The organism is Aureimonas phyllosphaerae (genome assembly GCF_900113065.1).
GTDB classification, from domain to species: Bacteria; Pseudomonadota; Alphaproteobacteria; order Rhizobiales; family Rhizobiaceae; genus Aureimonas; species Aureimonas phyllosphaerae.
In genome coordinates this window covers 143,477-161,673 of record NZ_FOOA01000004.1, presented here as the reverse complement: position 1 = coordinate 161,673, position 18,197 = coordinate 143,477, and the positions used below count along the sequence as shown (strand labels likewise).

At 67.8% G+C, this 18,197-nt stretch carries 20 protein-coding genes; 13 read left to right on the top strand and 7 right to left on the bottom strand.

Going from position 1 to position 18,197, the window contains the following annotated elements; genetic code table 11:
- Positions 1-41 precede the first annotated feature (41 nt).
- From BM175_RS07965 to BM175_RS07950, 4 genes are all read left to right on the top strand, one after another.
- Positions 42-734 (top strand): glutathione S-transferase family protein, encoded by a 693-nt coding sequence (locus BM175_RS07965; protein ID WP_090961710.1) that lies wholly within the window; start codon positions 42-44, stop codon positions 732-734.
- Positions 735-824: 90 nt separating this feature from the next.
- Positions 825-1,544 (top strand): GntR family transcriptional regulator, encoded by a 720-nt coding sequence (locus BM175_RS07960; protein ID WP_090961707.1) that lies wholly within the window; start codon positions 825-827, stop codon positions 1,542-1,544.
- Positions 1,545-1,581: 37 nt separating this feature from the next.
- On the top strand, positions 1,582-2,781 hold the full coding sequence (uxuA, locus tag BM175_RS07955) for a mannonate dehydratase (protein WP_090961704.1): 1,200 nt from the start codon (positions 1,582-1,584) through the stop codon (positions 2,779-2,781).
- A 67-nt stretch (positions 2,782-2,848) separates the two neighbouring features.
- A complete protein-coding gene (locus BM175_RS07950; protein WP_090961701.1) occupies positions 2,849-4,255 on the top strand; it encodes an FAD-binding oxidoreductase in 1,407 nt (468 codons plus the stop codon).
- Here the strand turns inward: BM175_RS07950 and BM175_RS07945 are convergent.
- The 7 genes from BM175_RS07945 to BM175_RS07915 all read right to left on the bottom strand — a co-directional run bounded on the left by BM175_RS07945 (position 4,252) and on the right by BM175_RS07915 (position 9,102).
- Positions 4,252-5,475 carry a serine hydrolase domain-containing protein gene (locus tag BM175_RS07945; RefSeq protein ID WP_090961698.1) on the bottom strand — a complete coding sequence of 408 codons (1,224 nt, stop codon included), beginning with the start codon at positions 5,473-5,475 and terminating at the stop codon, positions 4,252-4,254. The two genes, BM175_RS07950 and BM175_RS07945, sit on opposite strands and share 4 nt — an antisense overlap.
- Positions 5,476-5,551: 76 nt before the next feature.
- On the bottom strand, positions 5,552-6,082 hold the full coding sequence (locus BM175_RS07940; protein WP_090961696.1) for a retropepsin-like aspartic protease family protein: 531 nt from the start codon (positions 6,080-6,082) through the stop codon (positions 5,552-5,554).
- A 123-nt stretch (positions 6,083-6,205) separates the two neighbouring features.
- Entirely contained in the window at positions 6,206-6,406 is a 201-nt protein-coding gene (locus tag BM175_RS07935) for a hypothetical protein (protein WP_090961693.1), read from the bottom strand.
- A gap of 5 nt (positions 6,407-6,411) precedes the next feature.
- Entirely contained in the window at positions 6,412-6,594 is a 183-nt protein-coding gene (locus BM175_RS07930) for a hypothetical protein (protein WP_090961691.1), read from the bottom strand.
- 84 nt (positions 6,595-6,678) lie between these two features.
- Positions 6,679-7,308, bottom strand: a complete 630-nt coding sequence (upp, locus tag BM175_RS07925; protein ID WP_090961688.1) for a uracil phosphoribosyltransferase — start codon at positions 7,306-7,308, stop codon at positions 6,679-6,681.
- Positions 7,309-7,389: 81 nt separating this feature from the next.
- Positions 7,390-8,583 (bottom strand): phosphopentomutase, encoded by a 1,194-nt coding sequence (locus BM175_RS07920; RefSeq protein WP_090961685.1) that lies wholly within the window; start codon positions 8,581-8,583, stop codon positions 7,390-7,392.
- A gap of 72 nt (positions 8,584-8,655) precedes the next feature.
- A complete protein-coding gene (locus BM175_RS07915; protein ID WP_090961683.1) occupies positions 8,656-9,102 on the bottom strand; it encodes a pilus assembly protein N-terminal domain-containing protein in 447 nt (148 codons plus the stop codon).
- A gap of 241 nt (positions 9,103-9,343) precedes the next feature.
- Here BM175_RS07915 and BM175_RS07910 point away from each other — a divergent pair, with 241 nt between their 5' ends.
- The 9 genes from BM175_RS07910 (at position 9,344) to BM175_RS07870 (ending at position 18,142) form a co-directional block, all read left to right on the top strand.
- Positions 9,344-9,520 (top strand): Flp family type IVb pilin, encoded by a 177-nt coding sequence (locus BM175_RS07910; protein WP_090961680.1) that lies wholly within the window; start codon positions 9,344-9,346, stop codon positions 9,518-9,520.
- 60 nt (positions 9,521-9,580) lie between these two features.
- A complete protein-coding gene (locus BM175_RS07905) occupies positions 9,581-10,072 on the top strand; it encodes an A24 family peptidase (RefSeq protein ID WP_090961679.1) in 492 nt (163 codons plus the stop codon).
- A 129-nt stretch (positions 10,073-10,201) separates the two neighbouring features.
- Positions 10,202-11,023 carry a Flp pilus assembly protein CpaB gene (cpaB, locus tag BM175_RS07900; protein WP_090961678.1) on the top strand — a complete coding sequence of 274 codons (822 nt, stop codon included), beginning with the start codon at positions 10,202-10,204 and terminating at the stop codon, positions 11,021-11,023.
- A 2-nt stretch (positions 11,024-11,025) separates the two neighbouring features.
- Positions 11,026-12,618, top strand: coding sequence for a type II and III secretion system protein family protein (locus BM175_RS07895; protein WP_090961676.1), 1,593 nt, complete (start codon positions 11,026-11,028; stop codon positions 12,616-12,618).
- A complete protein-coding gene (locus BM175_RS07890; protein ID WP_090961673.1) occupies positions 12,615-13,322 on the top strand; it encodes a CpaD family pilus assembly protein in 708 nt (235 codons plus the stop codon). Before BM175_RS07895 ends, BM175_RS07890 begins: the two co-directional genes overlap by 4 nt.
- Positions 13,323-13,337: 15 nt before the next feature.
- Entirely contained in the window at positions 13,338-14,612 is a 1,275-nt protein-coding gene (locus BM175_RS07885) for a CpaE/TadZ family protein (RefSeq protein WP_090961671.1), read from the top strand.
- Positions 14,613-14,625: 13 nt separating this feature from the next.
- A complete protein-coding gene (locus BM175_RS07880) occupies positions 14,626-16,089 on the top strand; it encodes a TadA family conjugal transfer-associated ATPase (RefSeq protein WP_090961669.1) in 1,464 nt (487 codons plus the stop codon).
- Positions 16,086-17,087, top strand: coding sequence for a type II secretion system F family protein (locus BM175_RS07875; RefSeq protein WP_090961666.1), 1,002 nt, complete (start codon positions 16,086-16,088; stop codon positions 17,085-17,087). Before BM175_RS07880 ends, BM175_RS07875 begins: the two co-directional genes overlap by 4 nt.
- A gap of 65 nt (positions 17,088-17,152) precedes the next feature.
- Positions 17,153-18,142 carry a type II secretion system F family protein gene (locus BM175_RS07870; RefSeq protein ID WP_090961663.1) on the top strand — a complete coding sequence of 330 codons (990 nt, stop codon included), beginning with the start codon at positions 17,153-17,155 and terminating at the stop codon, positions 18,140-18,142.
- Positions 18,143-18,197 lie beyond the last annotated feature (55 nt).

The window sequence follows — 18,197 nt, the reverse complement described above, 5'->3', positions numbered from 1 at the left end:
GCATCATCCTTGCGTGATCGCACCATCCGAGGGATCAACGCATGGATGCCGACACCTTGCGCGGGCGACCGATCCGTCTCACCGCCTTCGATTGGGTCCCGCGCTTCGCGCAAGGTCATGTACGCGACCTTCGGCTGCGCTGGGCGCTCGAGGAGACCGGGCTGCCTTACGAGGTGGATCTCGTAGCGCAGGGCAGCCAACGGCAGGCCGAGAACCTCGCCCGTCAGCCCTTCGGTCAGGTTCCGGCCCTGACCATCGGCGCCGACACCCTGTTCGAGACCGGCGCCTGCGTCTGGCGCATCGCGGCGGCGAGCGACGCCCTTCTGCCTCAGGCGCCCGGCGACCGCGACGACTGCCTCGCCTGGGTCTTCGCCGCGACCGATACGGTCGAAAAGCCGATCGCCATGCTGGCGATGCTACGCTTCTTCACGACGGACAAGGCGGCCGCCGCGGGCATCGAACCCGACATCCAGGCGCTTCTCCACGAGCGGCTGGGTCGGTTGTCGGACGCGCTGGGCGACGCTCCGCATCTCGTCGCCGACCGCTTCACGGTTGCCGACCTGATGATGACCTCTGTGTTGCGCGATGCGGAAGCCGAAGACCTCGACCCGTTTCCGCAGCTCGCCGCCTATGTCGCACGGCACGAGGGACGCCCGGCGTTCCAGCGGGCGCTCGCTTCGCAGCTTGAAACGTTCGAACGCCATGCGGACCGCTATCGCCGACCGAAACCATAGGTTGGCTCGCTCGCAGGCAATAGCGCCATTGGCAAACCGGATCCACTGGCATACTAGTATACCAGATAACCGTCCTGCTGTTACCGTCTCATGGCGTCCGATCCTCCCGTCTCTCCGTTGAATGAAAGCACCGCAGTTGCATCGCGACCGGCGCGACGGGTCACGTCCGCGACGCAGGTCTTCGAGACGCTTCGGGGGGAGATCGTCGCCGCACGGCTGCCGCCGGGAACGCCGCTCGCAGACCGCGGCCTCGTCGAGCGCTTCGGCGTCAGCCGCACGCCGGTGCGCGAGGCGCTGATCCGTCTGGCCGAGATCGGACTGGTCGACGTGCGGCCGCAGTTCGGGACCTTCGTGTCGCGCGTCGCGGTTTCGGCGATTCCCGAAGCGGTGCTGATCCGCAAGGCGCTGGAGGGCGTGACGGTGGAGAAGGCGGCCGAGCGGACGGGCACCGGGCGCCTCGATACCCTCGAGCACGCGATCCGCCGCCAGAAGGCCTGTGCCGCGGTCGGCGACAACGACGGGTTCCACGAGGCCGACGAAGCCTTCCATGCGGCGATCGCCGATCTCGCGGGGCATCCGGGCATCTGGGCGCTGGTGACGCAGGCCAAGATCCAGCTCGACCGCGCTCGCCGCCTGACGCTGCCGATCCTCGGCAGGGCCGAGCAGGTGATCGTCGAGCACGAGGCGATCCTTGCGCGGATCGCGGCCGGCGATGCGGCGGGCGCGCGGAGCGCGATGGAAGGGCATCTCGGCGCCGTCATTCCGGATGTCGCCGAGATACGCAGCCGCCATCCCGACTTTTTCATCTGAGGACTGCCGGCATCGCGCCGGGCAAGGGGGAGTATCGATGCGCCAGGGCTGGAGATGGTTCGGACCACGGGCCAACGTGACGCTGGACGAGGTGCGGCAGGTGGGGGCGACAGACATCGTTTCCGCCCTGCACGAGGTGCCGATCGGCGCGGTCTGGACGCGCGAGGCCGTCGAGGCGCGCCGCGACATGATCGAGACGACGCCTGCCGGCCGTGCGCCGCTCTTGTGGTCGGTGGTCGAGAGCATCCCGATCCCCGATGCCGTCAAGCGCACCGGAGGCGCTGCGAAACCCGAGATCGAGGCTTGGATCGCCAGTCTCGAGAGCGTTGCCAAGGCGGGCATCGGCATCGTCTGCTACAACTTCATGCCGGTGGTGGACTGGTGCCGCACGGACCTCGACTTCGTGACCGACACCGGCGCGACGGCGATGCGTTTCGACTTCGAGACCTTTGCCGCGTTCGAGTTGCATATCCTCCAGCGGCAGGGCGCCGAGCGCGACTACACGCCGAAGGAGCAGGCGCGGGCCCGCACGCGCTTCGATGCGATGGGCGAGGGCGAGGTCGCCGATCTCACGCGCAACATCGCGAGCGCTCTGCCGGGCTCGACCACCGAGCCGATGACCATCCCGGCCTTCCGCGACAAGCTCGACCAGTACCGGGACGTCGACGCCGCGCGTCTGCGCCGTCACCTCGTCGAGTTCCTGGAAGCGGTGACGCCCGCAGCCGAAGCTCTGAAGGTAAAGCTCACGCTGCATCCCGACGATCCGCCGCGCCCGCTCTTCGGCCTGCCGCGCGTCGCCTCGACGCAGGACGATTACGCAGCCCTTTTCGACGCCGTGCCGTCCGCCGCCAACGGCATGTGCTACTGCACGGGAAGCCTCGGGGTGCGCGCCGACAACGATCTGCCGGTGATCGCCCGCCGTTTCGCGTCGCGCATCCACTTCGCCCATCTGCGCGCCACCAAGCGCGAGGCGGACCCGCGTACGTTCCACGAATCGGCCCATCTCGAGGGCGACGTCGACATGGTCGCCGTCCTCACGGAACTCGTCGCCGAAGACCGCCGACGCGACAAGGGCGCGACGATCGTGTTCCGCTCCGACCACGGGCACCGGATGCTGGACGACCTGCGCAAGGACGTAACGCCCGGTTATCCCGCGACGGGGCGGATGCGGGGCCTTGCCGAACTGCGAGGCATTCTCCACGCCCTCGGCCATCCGCCGGAGCGCCCCGCCGCCTGAGCCCGGTTGTGCTCGGGCCCCGCCAGCCTCTACACGTCGTCGGATCGATGAGAGGAGCGGGACGGGCATGACGGAATTGGCGGAGCGGCTGGCGAAGATCCTTGGGCCCAAGGGCTGGATGCCGGCGGCCGAGGCCGGGCCCTTTCAGCGGGACTGGCTGGATCGCTACGGGGCGCCGCCGTTCGGCGTCGCGCGGCCCGCCTGCACCGCCGAGGTCTCGGCGGTACTGGCAGCGGCGCATGCCGCCGGCGTCGCCGTCGTCCCGCAAGGGGGAAATACGGGCCTTTGCGGCGGCGCTGTGCTGGGCAGCCCCGGCGGCGTGATCCTATCGCTCGGGCGCATGAACGCCTGCGGCGTGCCCGATGCGGCCTCGGGTTCGATCGAGGTCGAGGCGGGGCTGGTGCTGCAGATGCTGCACGATCGTCTCGACGGGTCCGGCCTGATGTTCCCGATGCATCTCGGCGCCGAAGGCAGCGCGCAGGTGGGCGGGCTGATCGGCACCAACGCCGGGGGCAGTCACGCCTTCCGCTTCGGCATGATGCAGGATCTGGTGCTCGGCCTCGAAGTGGTGCTGGCCGACGGCACGGTCTGGAACGGCATGCGCGCGGTCCAGAAGGACAATGCGGGCTACCAGCTCCGCCGTCTCTTCTGCGGCTCGGAAGGCACGCTCGGCATCGTCACGCGGGCCGTCCTGAAGCTTCATCCCGCGCCCCGCCAGCGCGCCACCGCGCTCCTCGTCCTGCCGGACGAGGCGGCGGCCGTCGCCTTCGGCACACGGCTTCGCGCCGAGGCCGGCGAGGTGCTCACGGGGCTCGAATTCTTCTGCGAACTCGGCCTCGACCTCGCGCTGCGTCACGTGACCTCGCTCGGTTATCCGCTCGAGACGCGCGGCGGCACCTATCTCCTCGTCGAGATCGCCAGCGCTTCGGCGCGGATGCCGTTGGAGGACATCCTTACCGCGACGCTCGAATGGGGCATGGAGGAGGGCCTCGTTCTGGACGGAACGATCGCGGCCTCGGACGCGCAGCGCGGCGCCTTCTGGCGGCTGCGCGAGGAGCAGCCGGAGGGCCAGCGGCTCGAGGGCGCGCAGCTCAAGCACGACGTCGCCGTGCCGCCCGGCCGGATCGCGGAGTTCGTCGCGGCGGCCGGTGCCCGCTGCGAGGCGATCCTGCCCGGCGTGCGGATCAACCCGTTCGGGCATCTCGCCGACGGCAATATCCATTACAACCTGTCGCCGCCGGAGGAGGCCGCCGACTTTGGCGGCAAGGCGCAGGAGCTCGGGCTGGCCATCGCGGGCCTTGCGACCGAGATGAGCGGCAGCTTTGCCGCCGAGCATGGTCTCGGTCAGGCCAAGATCGCGCTTGCCGACGCGCTTCGCTCGCCCGTCGAGCGCCAGCTCATGCGCTCGATCCGCCGGGCGCTCGACCCGGCGGCCGTCCTGAATCCATGGGCCGTGGCGCCGGCGCGCGACTAGTCGAGCGCGGCAGCGACCGCGTCGAAGAAGACCAGCGGGTCCACCGGCTCCTTGCCGGTGGGCTTGGGCTGCGCGCCGAAGGTGACGATGACGACGTTGCGCTTCGGGTTGATGTAGATGTTCTGGCCCTGGATGCCGATCGCGGCGAACGCCCCATCGGCGATCGAGGGCTCGGTCCAGCCGGTCCACCACATGTAGCCGTAGTCGAGCTTCGAGCCGTCCTTGAGCGTCGTCGGGCCGGCCGCTTGCCGGACCCAGCCGTCTGGCAGGATGGACGCGCTGCCGATCACCCCGTTCTCCAAAAAGAACTGGCCGAAGCGCGCGAAGTCACGCAGTGTCGCCGACAGGCCGGAGCCGCCGATCTCGTGGCCGTCCGGCGAATCCAGCCACCAGTTGGCGTCGGCCTCCATGCCGTAGGGCACCCAGATCGTCTCTGAGAGGTATTCGGCGAGCGGCTTGCCGACCGCGCCGCGCACGATCTCACCGAGCACCTGCGTCTCGCCGGTCGAGTAGTTGTTGACCGTGCCGGGCTCGGCGGCGCGCGGCAGGCTCGCCATCAGCTTCATCGCCGAGCCCGGCTCCTGCGAGATCTGCGCCTTCAGAAGAGCGCGCCGGTCGGAGGTGGGGTCGGTGTAGGTCTCGTTCCAGCGCACGCCTGAGCTCATCATCAGGATGTCGCGCAAGGTGACGCCCTCGTAGGCGCTGCCCTTCAGCGCCTCGACATATTGGGTAACCGGCGCGTCGAGGCCCGAGAGCTTGCCCTCCTTGATGGCGATCGCGGCGAGCGTCGAGGTGATCGACTTGGCGACCGACATCGACATCCAGCGCGTTTCCGGCGTGTTGCCGCGCTGGTAGGTCTCGTAGGCGACCTTGCCGTCCTTCAGGACGATCATCGCGGTGAAGCTGTCGAGCGCCATGACGTCGTAGAGGTCGTAGGTCTCCTCGCCTAAGCGGAAGCTGACCTCGCCGAGCGGTTTGTCCGCCGGCCGCAGCTCGCGCACCGTACCGCCGGCCCGGATCGTGCGCGTCGGGAAGAGGCGGTCGATGTTGCGAAAGGTCGAGACCGCGTCATCGGGCAGGAGCTTGCCGTCGTAGATCTGCGAGACGGTCCCGATGCGCTCGCCGCCGTGAGGATTGTCGGCGGCGTCGGCCGGCAGGGCGGCCATCAAGGCCGAGACCGCGGCAAAGGCAATGCCCGTCGTTGCAAACCGTTTCGTCATGGAACGTCTCCCCAAATCAGTCGGGGGAGTGTTTCGCGAGAGGACCGGCGGGGCAACCCGTCCGATGGCGATTTGGCTATTGGACCAGCGTCAGCCGGCCGTCGGAGACCTCGAACCGCGACAGGCGCGTCAGGAAGCTCATGCCGAGAAGCGTCACGCCGGGACCCTGGCCCTCAAGGACCATGACGTCGACATCGGCGGCCTCGACCGGGCCGATCGACAGGCGGCGGACCTTGGCGAGCGCGGCGCGCACGGTCCCTTGCGCGGTCTGGGCGCGATGCACGAAGTCAGACGGGTCGACGCGGACGCCGAGCCGGCGCGCGGTTTCCTGCCCGAGCGCGACATAGGTCGCTCCCGTGTCGACCAGGACCTCCTCGTTCCGTCCGTCGAACCGTGCCTCGACGCGAAAATGACCGTCGGAGCCGGCGGGAAGCCGGACCATCCGGCCGCTCGGTCGGGGAACGGCGGCCTCCACCACTGCGACCGGCGGCTCCAGGCGCTCGACCTCGCCCTCGGACACGAGGCTCGCCCGGTAGCGCTCGAAGGCGGAGGGGAAGACGAGCGCGACGGCCGTTGCGCCAATCAGGAGGGGAAGGAGCTTCGTCATCGGCCGGCATCCGGAAGGAGCGCGACGGAACGAGGCGCCGGAAACAGCCTGACGGAGCCGGGTTGCGAAAGGGTTGAAGAGTGGAAAACGAAAGAACCCCGCCAAGGCGGGGTTCGGAAACGGCTACTTGCCGCGCGGATCGTGGGTGTGGTGGCTGTCCTGCTCGCCGCCGCCACCCGACACGCGGGCCTGCGGGCCGTTGGTCGGCTGGCCGGGTTTCGGTCCGCGGCCTTCGGTCGGGTCGGGCCGATCGGCTCGCTGATGGCTGGAGCCGGGGCCGCCGTGATGGCGGTTGGTTTCCTCGATCTTGGATGAACTCGACATGGCGCTCACCGATCCTGCTGAAAGCCCTGATGCGTCGTGTTCTGCTTGATGTTGCCCTGTCGGTCCTGCTCGTCGAGATTGCCGGGAACGCCTCCGGCCGAGACCTGCGACATGTCGGCAACGGCGGGTTCGCCGGTGCCCTTCGGGCTGCGGTTCTCGGCCGGGACGGGGGGTGCCTTGGCACTCATGGGTCTCTCCTCGATGGGGTGTCGAGAGGTGAACCCGTGCGGAATCGGCCGGTTCCTCGGCGTAGAGACGGCTTCGATGGACGGCTATTTGGTGCCGTACATGCGGTCGCCCGCGTCGCCGAGGCCGGGGATGATGTAGCCCTTCTCGTTCAGCCCCTGGTCGATCGAGGCGGTAAAGACGGGAATGTCGGGATGGGCCTCGCGGAAGCGCCGGATACCTTCCGGGGCGGCGAGGAGGCACAGGAAGCGGATGTTGCGCGCGCCGCGGTTCTTCAGCATGTCCATCGCGGCGACGGCCGAATTGGCCGTCGCCAGCATCGGGTCGACCACGATGATGAGGCGGTTCTCGAGGTCTTCCGGCGCCTTGAAGTAGTATTCCACCGGCTGCAGCGTCTCGTGGTCGCGATAGAGGCCGACATGGGCGACGCGCGCCGCCGGCACAAGGTCGAGCATGCCCTCCAGTAGCCCGTTGCCGGCGCGCAGGATCGAGGCGAAGACGAGCTTCTTGCCCTCGAGGATCGGTGCCGACATCGGCCCCATCGGCGTCTCGATGTCGATCGTCGTGATGTCGAGATCGCGCGTCACCTCGTAGCAGAGGAGCGTCGAGATCTCGCGCAGGAGGCGGCGGAAGCTCGCCGTCGAGGTCTCCTGCTTTCGCATCAGGGTCAGCTTGTGCTGGACCAGCGGATGATCGATCACGGTGACGCCGTCCATGCGGGCAGTTCCTTCGGCTGATATCGTGGCAGAGCGTGTAGTGCCTGGCGACGCCGCCGCCAAGATCACGGGCGCGAAGCTCTAGAGAAAGCTTGTTCCGTGCGGGCCAGGCGCGAGCCCGAGATGGGCCGCGACGCTTTCCCCAATGTCGGCGAAGGTCGGGCGCAGGCCGATCGCCGACGGGGCGATGCCGGGGCCGAAGCCGAGGACGGGCACGCGCTCGCGCGTGTGGTCGGTGCCGGGGAAGGTCGGGTCGCAGCCGTGGTCGGCGGTGAGGATCACGAGATCGCCGGGCTTGAGGTACGCGGCGAGTTCGGGCAGGCGCGCGTCGAAGGCTTCGAGCTCGGCGGCGTAACCCGCGACGTCGCGCCGATGGCCGTGCAGCGTGTCGAAATCGACGAAGTTCGCGAACACGAGATCGCCGTCGCGGGCATCCTCGACCGCGCCGAGGAGCTTGTCAAACAGCGCCATGTTGCCGTCGCCCTTGCGCACCTCGCTGATGCCGCGATGGGCGAAGATGTCGCCGATCTTGCCGACCGCGATGACGCGGCCGCCGGCGTCGATCGTCCGGTCGAGGACGGTCGGTTCGGGCGGCGGCACGGCGTAGTCGCGCCGGTTGGCCGTGCGCCGGAAGCTTGCGGCGTCGCGGCCGACGAAGGGCCGCGCGATGACGCGGCCGATGGCGAGCGCATCGACATGGCGCCGTGCGATTTCGCAAAGGGCGTAGAGGCGTTCGAGGCCGAACGCGTCCTCGTGCGCGGCGATCTGCAGGACACTGTCGGCCGAGGTGTAGAAGATCGGCCGGCCGGTCCGGATGCTCGCCTCGCCCTCGGCCGCGATGATCTCGGTGCCGGAGGCATGGCGGTCGCCGAGAATGCCGGGAAGGCCTGCCTCCTCGACGATCGCGGCGACGAGTTCGGCGGGAAAGCAGGGCTGCGTGCGCGGGAAGTAGCCCCAGTCGAACGGGACCGGAACGCCCGCGATCTCCCAGTGACCCGACGGAGTGTCCTTGCCGCGGCTGGTCTCCTCGGCCGAGCCGAACAGGCCGCGCGGATCAGGCCCGCCGTCGATGCCGGCCACGGCCAGAAGCCCGAGGCCTTCCAGGAACGGGATGCGGAGAGGACCCTGCCGCAGCCCGGCGCGATCGGCGTGTCCGATCGATGCGGCCCCGCGGATGTGCCCGAACGTGTCGGCCCCCTCGTCGCCATAGGCTGCCGCATCCGGCGCGCCGCCGATTCCGAAGCTGTCGAGCACGATCAGGATGGCGCGGGGCAAGCATGTTCTCCTCTGGACGCGGCTCTTTCTGTCACGAAAAGGCGGCGAGCGGGAGGAGGGGCGTCGTAGCTGTCAGTTGCTGGACTGAGAGAGCGCGTCGTGCCTCTGCACCTGCAAAGTGGTGCTTTCAAACGTAATCGGATCATCGCCGATCGTCACCTTCGGCTCGCAGGTCGGGGCGCAGGCGAAGGTCTGGCGCGATCCCTGACGATAGACCCGAAGCGAATGGTCCTCGACCGTCGAGACCATGACGCTGTCGTCGAGCACCACATCGCCATTCGTGTCGAGAACGACAAGGTTGGTCAGGCCGTACGAGCGACCGGTCAGCACCAGCGTCCGCGCGTCATGGATCGTGATGTCGGCGATCGAGGGATTGCCGATGATGACGCTTCCGGCCTGCCGCGGGATGCGCAAGATGCGAGCCTGATCGATCGGGACGGTCAAAGGATCGGCGCTGTCTGCCAAGGCAAGGGACGGGGAGCCGAGAGCCAGGATCGAGGCAAGAACGAGGTGACGCATCGAAAGAACTCCGCCGGAACCACGCAGCCGGCCGCCATTCTTAATTTGCGGATGCTTAAAGGAAAGTTGCCGGTTCCTGTTTGCAATGCATTCACCCTAAGTTGGATGTCGCCGACTTAATCGATCGTTAGGGCTGTTCCTTAAGCCGCCGGCAAACGCTCCTCTGTAATTTGAAGACCACCGAACGACGGACGATGTCGGGTCGTCGGGACGGGTTTCCATCGAACGGGCAGGAGTTTCCATGTTCAAGCTCATCAAGCGTTTTCGCAAGAACGAGTCCGGCGCGACCGCGATCGAGTACGGCCTGATCGCCGCTCTCGTCGGCATCGCCATCATCACCGGCGCGTCGGCCCTCGGCACGCAGCTCGGCTCGACCTTCAACTTCATTTCCGGCGAGTTGAAGGACGCTACCAAGTAAAGCAGGTTCGTAGTCTGCGGAAACCCGGAAATCGGCTCGCGGCGAAGGGGGATCGGTTCCATGGCGATGGTCCTCCTTCTCGCGTTCCCGCTGGCCATGGTCGCCGCTGCGGCGAGCGACCTTGCGTCGATGACGATCTCCAACCGGCTGGTCGTGCTTCTTTCCGCGGTCTTTCCGCTCTTCGCCTTCGCCGCCGGCATGCCCCCTGGTGCGATCGCGCTCCATGGGGCGGCCGGATTGGCCGTTCTCGCGATCACCTTCGGGTGCTTTGCCGCCGGCTGGATGGGGGGCGGCGATGCCAAGCTTTTGGCGGCAGCGAGCCTGTGGCTCGGACCCACGCCCCTTCTCCTGACCTTCGTCGTTTGGACGTCGATCTTCGGCGGCGCGCTGACGCTCATGTTTCTTCTGGCGCGCGCTTGCCTTTCTCCCACCACCGGCCGTCCGGCGGTCGATCGCCTGCTCGAGCCTTCCACGGGCATTCCTTACGGCGTCGCGATCGGCCTTGCGGGCCTCGCCATCACGCCGGCCCTCATCGCGTCCATGACAGCCTGACAGCGATGGTTTCCGGATTCTGACGCACGGGAAGCCCTCGGCAGGAAACCGTTAACCATGCCTTGAGGATTTATCCTCCATAACGCCTCATCGGTCGATTTCCAAAGGACCGCAGGAGGAGTTGAGAGGATGCAGGCTTCGCGCTTGGCGATCTTCGGCGTCGCAGCCGTGGCAGCAGTGGGTGCCGGCTTCCTCGCGCTGCATTTGGGCGGGCCTGCGTCCGAGCCGATCATCATCTCCGCCCAGCCTGTGCAACCTCCGATCAAGCTCGTCGAGGTGCTCGTCGCCTCGCACGACATCGGCATGGGCGCGGGCACCGAAGGTGGCCTCGACTGGATGAAGTGGCCCGAGGACGGCGTTTCAGCGACGCTGATCCGCCGCGACCAGCGCCCCGACGCCATCGCAGAATTGAAGGGCACCATCGCTCGCCAGAGCTTCTTTGCCGGCGAGCCGATCCGCGAGGCCAAGCTGATCCGCTCCGATCGCGGATTCATGTCGGCCATCCTGCCATCGGGCAGCCGCGCGGTCGCGGTCCAGATTGCACCCGATACATCGGCCGGCGGCTTCATCCTTCCGAACGACCATGTCGACGTCATCATGACGCGTGCCCGGCCGCCGGTCGAAGGGCAGGCGGTGACCTACGACACGCAGACCGTCCTCAAGAACCTGCGCGTCCTCGCCATCGACCAGTCGGTGGAGGAGAAGGAGGGCGAGCGCGTCGTCGTGGGCACGACCGCGACGCTCGAAGTCGACGCGGCACAGGCCGAGGCGCTGACGGCCGCACAGCGCATGGCCGATCGGTTGGTCCTGTCGCTCCGTTCGCTCGCCGATTCCGTACCCGGCTCGCCGGGCTACGCGGCCTTCCTCCTCGAGCAGCAGAAGCGAACCACGAACACCGAAATCCGCCTCGTCCGCTACGGCAAGACGACCAATCTGACCGCGGGGAACTGACCATGGCGACACGCATCCTGCGCCCCCTGGCCCATCTCGCGCTGGCCGTCACCGCCGCGGGGCTGCCCGAGATGGCGGTCGCTGCTTCGAACGACGCGATCATTTCGGTCACCCGCCTCAATCAGTCGGTCCCGCTCGGGTTGAACAAGTCCAAGGTCATCGACCTGCCGCGCGACGCCCATGACATCGTCGTCGCCGATCCTTCGGTCGCCGATGCGGTGACGCGGACCGCGCGGCGCATCTATCTCTTCGGCAAGCGGGTCGGGCAGACCAACATCTTCGTCTTCGACGCGGCAGGGCGCGAGATCGCGGTCCTCGACCTGCGGATCGAACGCGACATCGCCGGCCTCGCGGCCACCATCCGCCGTTTCATCCCGACCGCCGACGTGAAGGCGGAGATGCTGAACGACAACGTGATCCTGACCGGCACGGTGGAGAATGCCCAGGACGCGGCCCGCGCCGTCGATCTCGCCACGATCTACACGCGCGGCGGCGAGGCGACCACCGGCCAGTTCGTGCAGACGGCAACCTCGAGCAGCGGCAGCGGGACCAATTCGTTCAATTCGGTCTCGCAGATCAGCCCCTCGCTGCAGCGCAGCCAGATCGTCAATCTCCTCCAGATCCAGGGCGAGGATCAGGTCACGCTGAAGGTGACGGTCGCCGAGGTCCAGCGCTCGGTCGTCAAGCAGCTCGGCCTCAGCGGCTCGATCGGCGGCACGAGCGACGGCGTCAGTTTCTTCGGCGGTGTGGACAACCCGTTCGCGCTCGGGAAGGCGCTGTCGACGTCAGGTATCGCAGCCGCTGGTGCGGTCGGCGATGTGAACTTCGACGCGATGCTGTCGGCCATGGAGCAGGCGGGTGTCATGCGCACGCTGGCCGAGCCGAGTCTCACCGCGATTTCGGGCGAGAGCGCCAGCTTCAAGGTCGGCGGCGAGTTCTCGGTCCCGACCGGCCAAAGCTACAGCTACGGCGAGCCGGAGCGGCGTGAGTTCAAGGGGTACGACGGCAGCGGCCAGCCCATCTACGAGACCATTCCGGCCACCCGCGACCAGCGCACCATCCGGTCGAAGGAGATCGACTACGGCATTGGTCTCGACTTCACTCCCGTGGTGCTGTCACCGGGCCGTATCAGCCTGAAGATCCGGACAGCGGTTTCAGAGCCGACCTTCGAGTCTCCGCTCAACATTCCTGGCGGCAGGGATGGCGGCGTCGGCTCGGTCGGCATCCGCAAGCGCCTGGCCGACACCACGGTCGAGCTGCCGTCCGGTGGCTCGATGGTGATCGCCGGCCTCGTGCGCGACGAGATGCGGCAGGTCATCTCGGGCTATCCGGGCCTCTCCAAAATCCCGGTGCTCGGCACGCTGTTCCGCTCGCGCGACTTCCAGCGCTATGAGACCGAACTCGTCGTGATCGTCACGCCCTACCTCGTGCGGCCCGTGGCGCGGCAGGACCTCGCCCGGCCCGACGACAACCTCGCCTTCACCTCGGATGGCTCCGGCAATCTCCTCGGCCGGATCAACCGCGTCTACGGCCAGTCCGAAACCGCCCTTCCGTCCGGCCGCTACCACGGCACCGTTGGATATATCTACAAATGAGCGTGCTCGCGAATGCCCCCGCCGCCCGCCGCTTCGCCACGGCCGGCCTGATCCTCGCGACCCTCGGTCTTGCCGGCTGCGCCGAGCGGCCGGACGCCCGGCTGAACTTCGTGCCGGACGACTACCGGTCGCGCCACCCGATCATCGTGGCCGACGCGACGCAGGACCTCGACATCCTCCCGTCCTCGTCCGAAACGCGGCTGACCCATGCCGACTCGACGCGCGTAGAAAGCTTCGCGGCGCGCTTCCGGGCGTCGCGCGCCGGCGCGATCAGCGTCCAGGTGCCGGTGCGCACCCGCAATGCCGCCGCCGCCAGCCTCGTGGCCAAGGACACGCTGCGCGTCCTCCATCGCGAGGGCGTGCCGCGCTCGCGCATCGTCTTCTCCTCCTACGAGGTCGCGGGCGGCGACGACGCCTACCCGATCCGGCTGTCCTATACCGGCCTTGCCGCCGGTCTCGACCATCCGTGCGGGCAGTGGCCGAGCGATCTCGGCGACACGTACCAGAACCGCAACTACGAGAACTTCGGCTGCGCGACGCAGGCGAACCTCGCCGCGCAGATCTCGGACCCGCGCGACCTCCTGGGGCCCCGTGGCATGAGCGAGATCGACGCCGAGCGCCGGACGACGGTGATCAACGACTACCGGCAAGGCAATGCGACGGCTTCCCAGCGCAGCCGCACCGAATCGAACTACGACTGGTAGGAAGGCTGATAACCGATGTCTCTCCTGTCCCATCCCGAGACTACCTACCACCTCGACGACGAGACGCTGCGCGAACGGCTCGAGGCCTTGCGGCCGATCCCGCGCATCTCGATCCAGGCCTTCTGCGAAACGCCCGAGGTTGCGGGTGCGATCGAGGCGGCAGGCTCCGATCGGCGCATGGCCAAGGCGCACCTGCGCGTCCACACCGGCGGCATCCGCGCGGCTGCCGAGCACTACGCCTCGGCTCCGACGCCCAATCTCGTGATCCTGGAATCGCAGTTGACGCCGACCGAGCTTCTGGCGGAACTCGACACGCTGGCGGACGTCTGCGATCCCGGTTCCAAGGTCGTGGTGGTCGGCCACTGCAACGACGTGTCTCTCTACCGCGAGCTGACGCGGCGCGGGATCTCGGAATACGTTCTGGCACCGCTGACCCTGTCCGAGTTCATCGGCCTCGTTTCCCAGCTCTTTGCCGCGCCCGATGCCGCCCCGCTCGGCCGGTCCGTCGGCTTCGTCGGCGCCAAGGGCGGCGTCGGTGCCTCCACGATCGCCCACAACGTCGCCTGGTCCATCGGCAAGCTGTTTTCCTCCGACGTGATCCTCGCGGACTTCGACCTGGCCTTCGGCACAGCCAACATCAACTTCGACAAGGACCCGCCGCAGGGCATCGCCGAGGCCGTGTTCTCGGCCGACCGGCTCGACGACGTGTTTCTCGACCGCCTTCTGGCGAAATGCGCCGACCATCTGTCGCTCCTGGCCGCGCCGTCGACGCTCGAGCGGACCTACGACTTCTCGGCGGAGGCCTTCACGCCGCTGATCGAGGCCGCCCAGCGGGTGACGCCCTCCGTGGTGCTCGACCTGCCGCATACATGGAACGACTGGACGCGCGACGTGCTGCAGCGGATCGATGAGATCGTGCTCGTGGCGACGCCGGATCTGGCGAACCTTCGCAACGCGAAGAACCTCGTCGAGACGCTGAAGCGGTTGCGCCCCAACGATGGGCCGCCACGGCTGGTGCTCAACCAGACGGCGATGCCCAAGCGTCCCGAGATCGACATCGCCGAGTTCTCCGAACCGCTGGGCCTCACGCCGCTCGCGACGATCGCCTTCGACCCCGCCGTGTTCGGCGCCGCCGCCAACACGGGCCGGATGGTCTGCGAGGCCGAGCCCAAGCACCCGTCGGTCGAAGCCTTTGCCGCCATCGCCCATGCCGTGACGGGACGCGCGTCCGCAAAGCGCGCCCCGAAGTCCGTGCGGTCGGGCCTGTTCGGCCTGATGCGCCGCCGTTAGTCCCGGAGGGAACATGTTCGGAAAGCGCGGACCCGATACACCGGCCAAGGCTCCCGCGCCGGCCGTCGCGCTCGCAGCCGTTCGCGCGCCGGTCGCAGCGCCGACAACCCCTGCCGCCGCGCCCGCTCCCATGCGACGCGCACCGGAGGCGGCGCCCGCGCCGGCGCCGGCCGCCAAGGTTCGGCCCGACAGCTACTACGAGACGAAGAGCAAGGTCTTCGCGGCGCTGATCGACACGATCGATCTCAGCCAGCTCGCGCGCCTCGAGACCGAGGCGGCGCGCGAGGAAATCCGCGACATCGTCAACGACATCATCGCGATCAAGAACTTCGCGATGACGATCGCCGAGCAGGAGGACCTGCTCGCCGACATCTGCAACGACGTCCTCGGCTACGGCCCGCTGGAGCCGCTTCTGGCGCGCGACGACATCGCCGACATCATGGTCAACGGCGCCCGCCAGACCTTCATCGAAGTCAACGGCAAGGTGCAGGAAGCCGGCGTGCGCTTCCGCGACAACCAGCAGCTCCTCAACATCTGCCAGCGCATCGTATCCCAAGTCGGGCGACGCGTCGACGAATCCTCGCCGATCTGCGATGCGCGCCTGCCGGACGGCTCCCGCGTCAACGTCATCGCGCCGCCGCTCGCGATCGACGGCACGGTGCTCACCATCCGTAAGTTCAAGAAGGACAAGCTCACCCTCGACCAGCTGGTCGGCTTCGGCGCGATCTCGCCGGAGGGCGCGGAGATCCTCCAGATCATCGGCCGCGTGCGCTGCAACGTCGTCATCTCCGGCGGTACGGGCTCGGGCAAGACGACGCTCCTCAACTGCCTGACGCGCTATATCGACGAGGACGAGCGCATCATCACCTGCGAGGACTCGGCCGAACTCCAGCTCCAGCAGCCCCACGTCGTGCGCCTCGAAACGCGCCCGCCCAACATCGAAGGCGAGGGCGAGATCACGATGCGCGACCTCGTCAAGAACTGTCTGCGCATGCGCCCCGAGCGGATCATCGTCGGCGAGGTGCGCGGCCCGGAGGTCTTCGATCTCCTGCAGGCCATGAACACCGGCCATGACGGATCGATGGGCACGATCCACTCCAACTCGCCGCGCGAGTGCCTCAACCGTATCGAATCCATGATCGCCATGGGCGGCTTTTCGCTCCCCTCGCGCACGGTGAAGGAGATCGTGACCGGTTCGATCGACATCATCGTCCAGGCCGCGCGCCTGCGCGACGGTTCGCGCCGCATCACCCACATCACCGAGGTGCTGGGCATGGAAGGCGACGTCATCACCACGCAGGACCTCTTCGTCTACGACATCCTCGGCGAGGACTCGCGCGGCAAGCTTCTCGGCCGGCACCGCTCGACCGGCGTCGGCCGTCCCGCCTTCTGGGACCGCGCGCGCTACTACGGCGAGGAGCAGAGGCTGGCCCGCGCGCTCGACGCCGCCGAGGTCAAGGGCGCGGGGCCGCAATGATCGTCGGCCTTCTCTTCGCGCTTCTCGTCGCCGTCTCGCTCGGTGCCCTGACCTATGCGATCCTGGAGCCGAGGCTCCAGACCGAGAAGAACGCCCGCAGCCGTCTCGGTCTCTACAAGCAGAGCGAAAGCGAGGCGAACGCCAAGCGGGTCGCGCGTGATCGCCTCCAGGAAGTGGCCAAGCGCCGCAAGTCGATCCAGAGCTCGCTCGACGAGCTTGACGGCAAGCAGAGGGCCCGCAACCGCCACACCCGGAACCTGTCGATCGAGCGACGCATGACGCAGGCCGGCCTGAAGCTGTCGATGCGCAGCTTCGTCCTGGCGAGCATCGGGCTCGGCTTCGTCATGATGCTGGTCACGCTCATTATGGGCGCGCCGCTTCTTCTGGCCGTCGGCCTCGGCTTCGTCGGCGGCTTCGGCGTGCCGCGATGGGCCCTGACGTTCCTGCGCAAGCGCCGGCAGAAGAAGTTCACCGAGGAGTTCGCCAACGCCGTGGACGTCGTGGTGCGCGGCATCCGATCCGGTCTGCCTTTGAACGACACGCTGCGCATGGTCGCCTTCGAGACGCCCGAGCCCGTCCGTTCCGAGTTCGCCCGTGTCGTGGAAGGTTTGCAGATGGGCCTGTCGATGACCGAGGCGGTGGAGCGGCTCTACCAGAACATGCCGCTGCCCGAGACGAACTTCTTCGCCATCGTGGTCTCGATCCAGAGCCAGGCGGGCGGCAATCTCGGCGAGGCGCTGTCCAACCTGTCGCGCGTTCTTCGCGAGCGCAAGCGCATGAAGGGCAAGATCCAGGCGATGTCGATGGAGGCCAAGGCGTCCGGCGCGATCATCGGCGCCCTGCCGTTCATCGTCGGCTTCCTCGTCTACCTGACGTCGCCCGACTACATCTCGATCCTGTTCACGACCTCAATGGGCAACGTCGTCCTCGCATGTGCCGGCTTCTGGATGTCGATCGGCGTCATGGTCATGCGCAACATGATCAACTTCGACTTCTGACGCTCGCACCCGGCGCCGCTCGCGGCGCTGCGCGACGCTCCGTTTTCCCGCAAGGTGCAGCGCCCATGGACGCAGTCCTGAAACTTTTCGGTCTCTCGCCGGAGGCAGCGCTCGGGCTCCTCGTCGCGGTCGCCGTGTTCGCGACCTTCCTGTCGATCGCCCTTCCCCTGATGAGCGGGCGCGAGATGAAGACGCGCATGCGATCGGTGGCGCTGGAGCGGGACGAGCTGCGCGCTCGCGAGCGCGCGCGCATGGCGAGCGAGCGCGATGCCGGGCGGGGCAAGGGGCTTCGCAAGGAGCAGGACCGCTCCTTCGCCGCGCGCGTCGTCGAGAAGCTCGAGCTGCGCAACGCGCTGCTCGACGACGCGATGCTCACGAAGCTCAAGGTCGCGGGCCTTCGCACGCAGCGCGCCACCACGCTCTTCCTGTTCTGCCGCGTGGCGCTGCCGCTGGTCTTCGGCCTTCTGGCCGCCTTCTACATCTTCGGCCTTGGGCTGATGGACGGCTACAAGCTGCCGGCCCGCATCTTCGCCTGCATCTCGGCGGCCTATGCCGGTTTCTACGCACCGAATTTCTATGTGAAGAACCGGGCAGCCAAGCGCGGGCAGTCGATCGGCCGCGCCTGGCCGGATGCGCTCGACCTTCTCCTCATCTGCGTCGAATCGGGTAATTCCATCGAGGCCGCGTTCCGTCGCGTCGCCGACGAGATCGGCATCCAGTCGATCGAGCTCGCCGAGGAACTGGTGCTGGTCTGCGCCGAGCTGTCCTATCTGCCGGAGCGCCGGCAGGCCTACGAGAACCTCGTCTCGCGCACCGGCATGGAATCGGTGCGCTCGGTCTCGACCGCGCTGATCCAGGCCGAGCGCTACGGCACGCCGCTCGGCGTCGCGTTGCGCACCATGTCGCAGGAAAGCCGCGACATGCGCATGATGGCCGCCGAGAAGAAGGCGGCGGCCCTGCCGCCCAAGCTCACCGTCCCGATGATCCTGTTCTTCCTGCCGGTGCTCTTTGCCGTGATCATCGGCCCCGCCGTGATCCAGATCATGCAGCGCTGAAGCCCGACGACGAAAGGCCCGCCTCCTTGCGGGAGCGCGGGCCTCTTCATCTCGT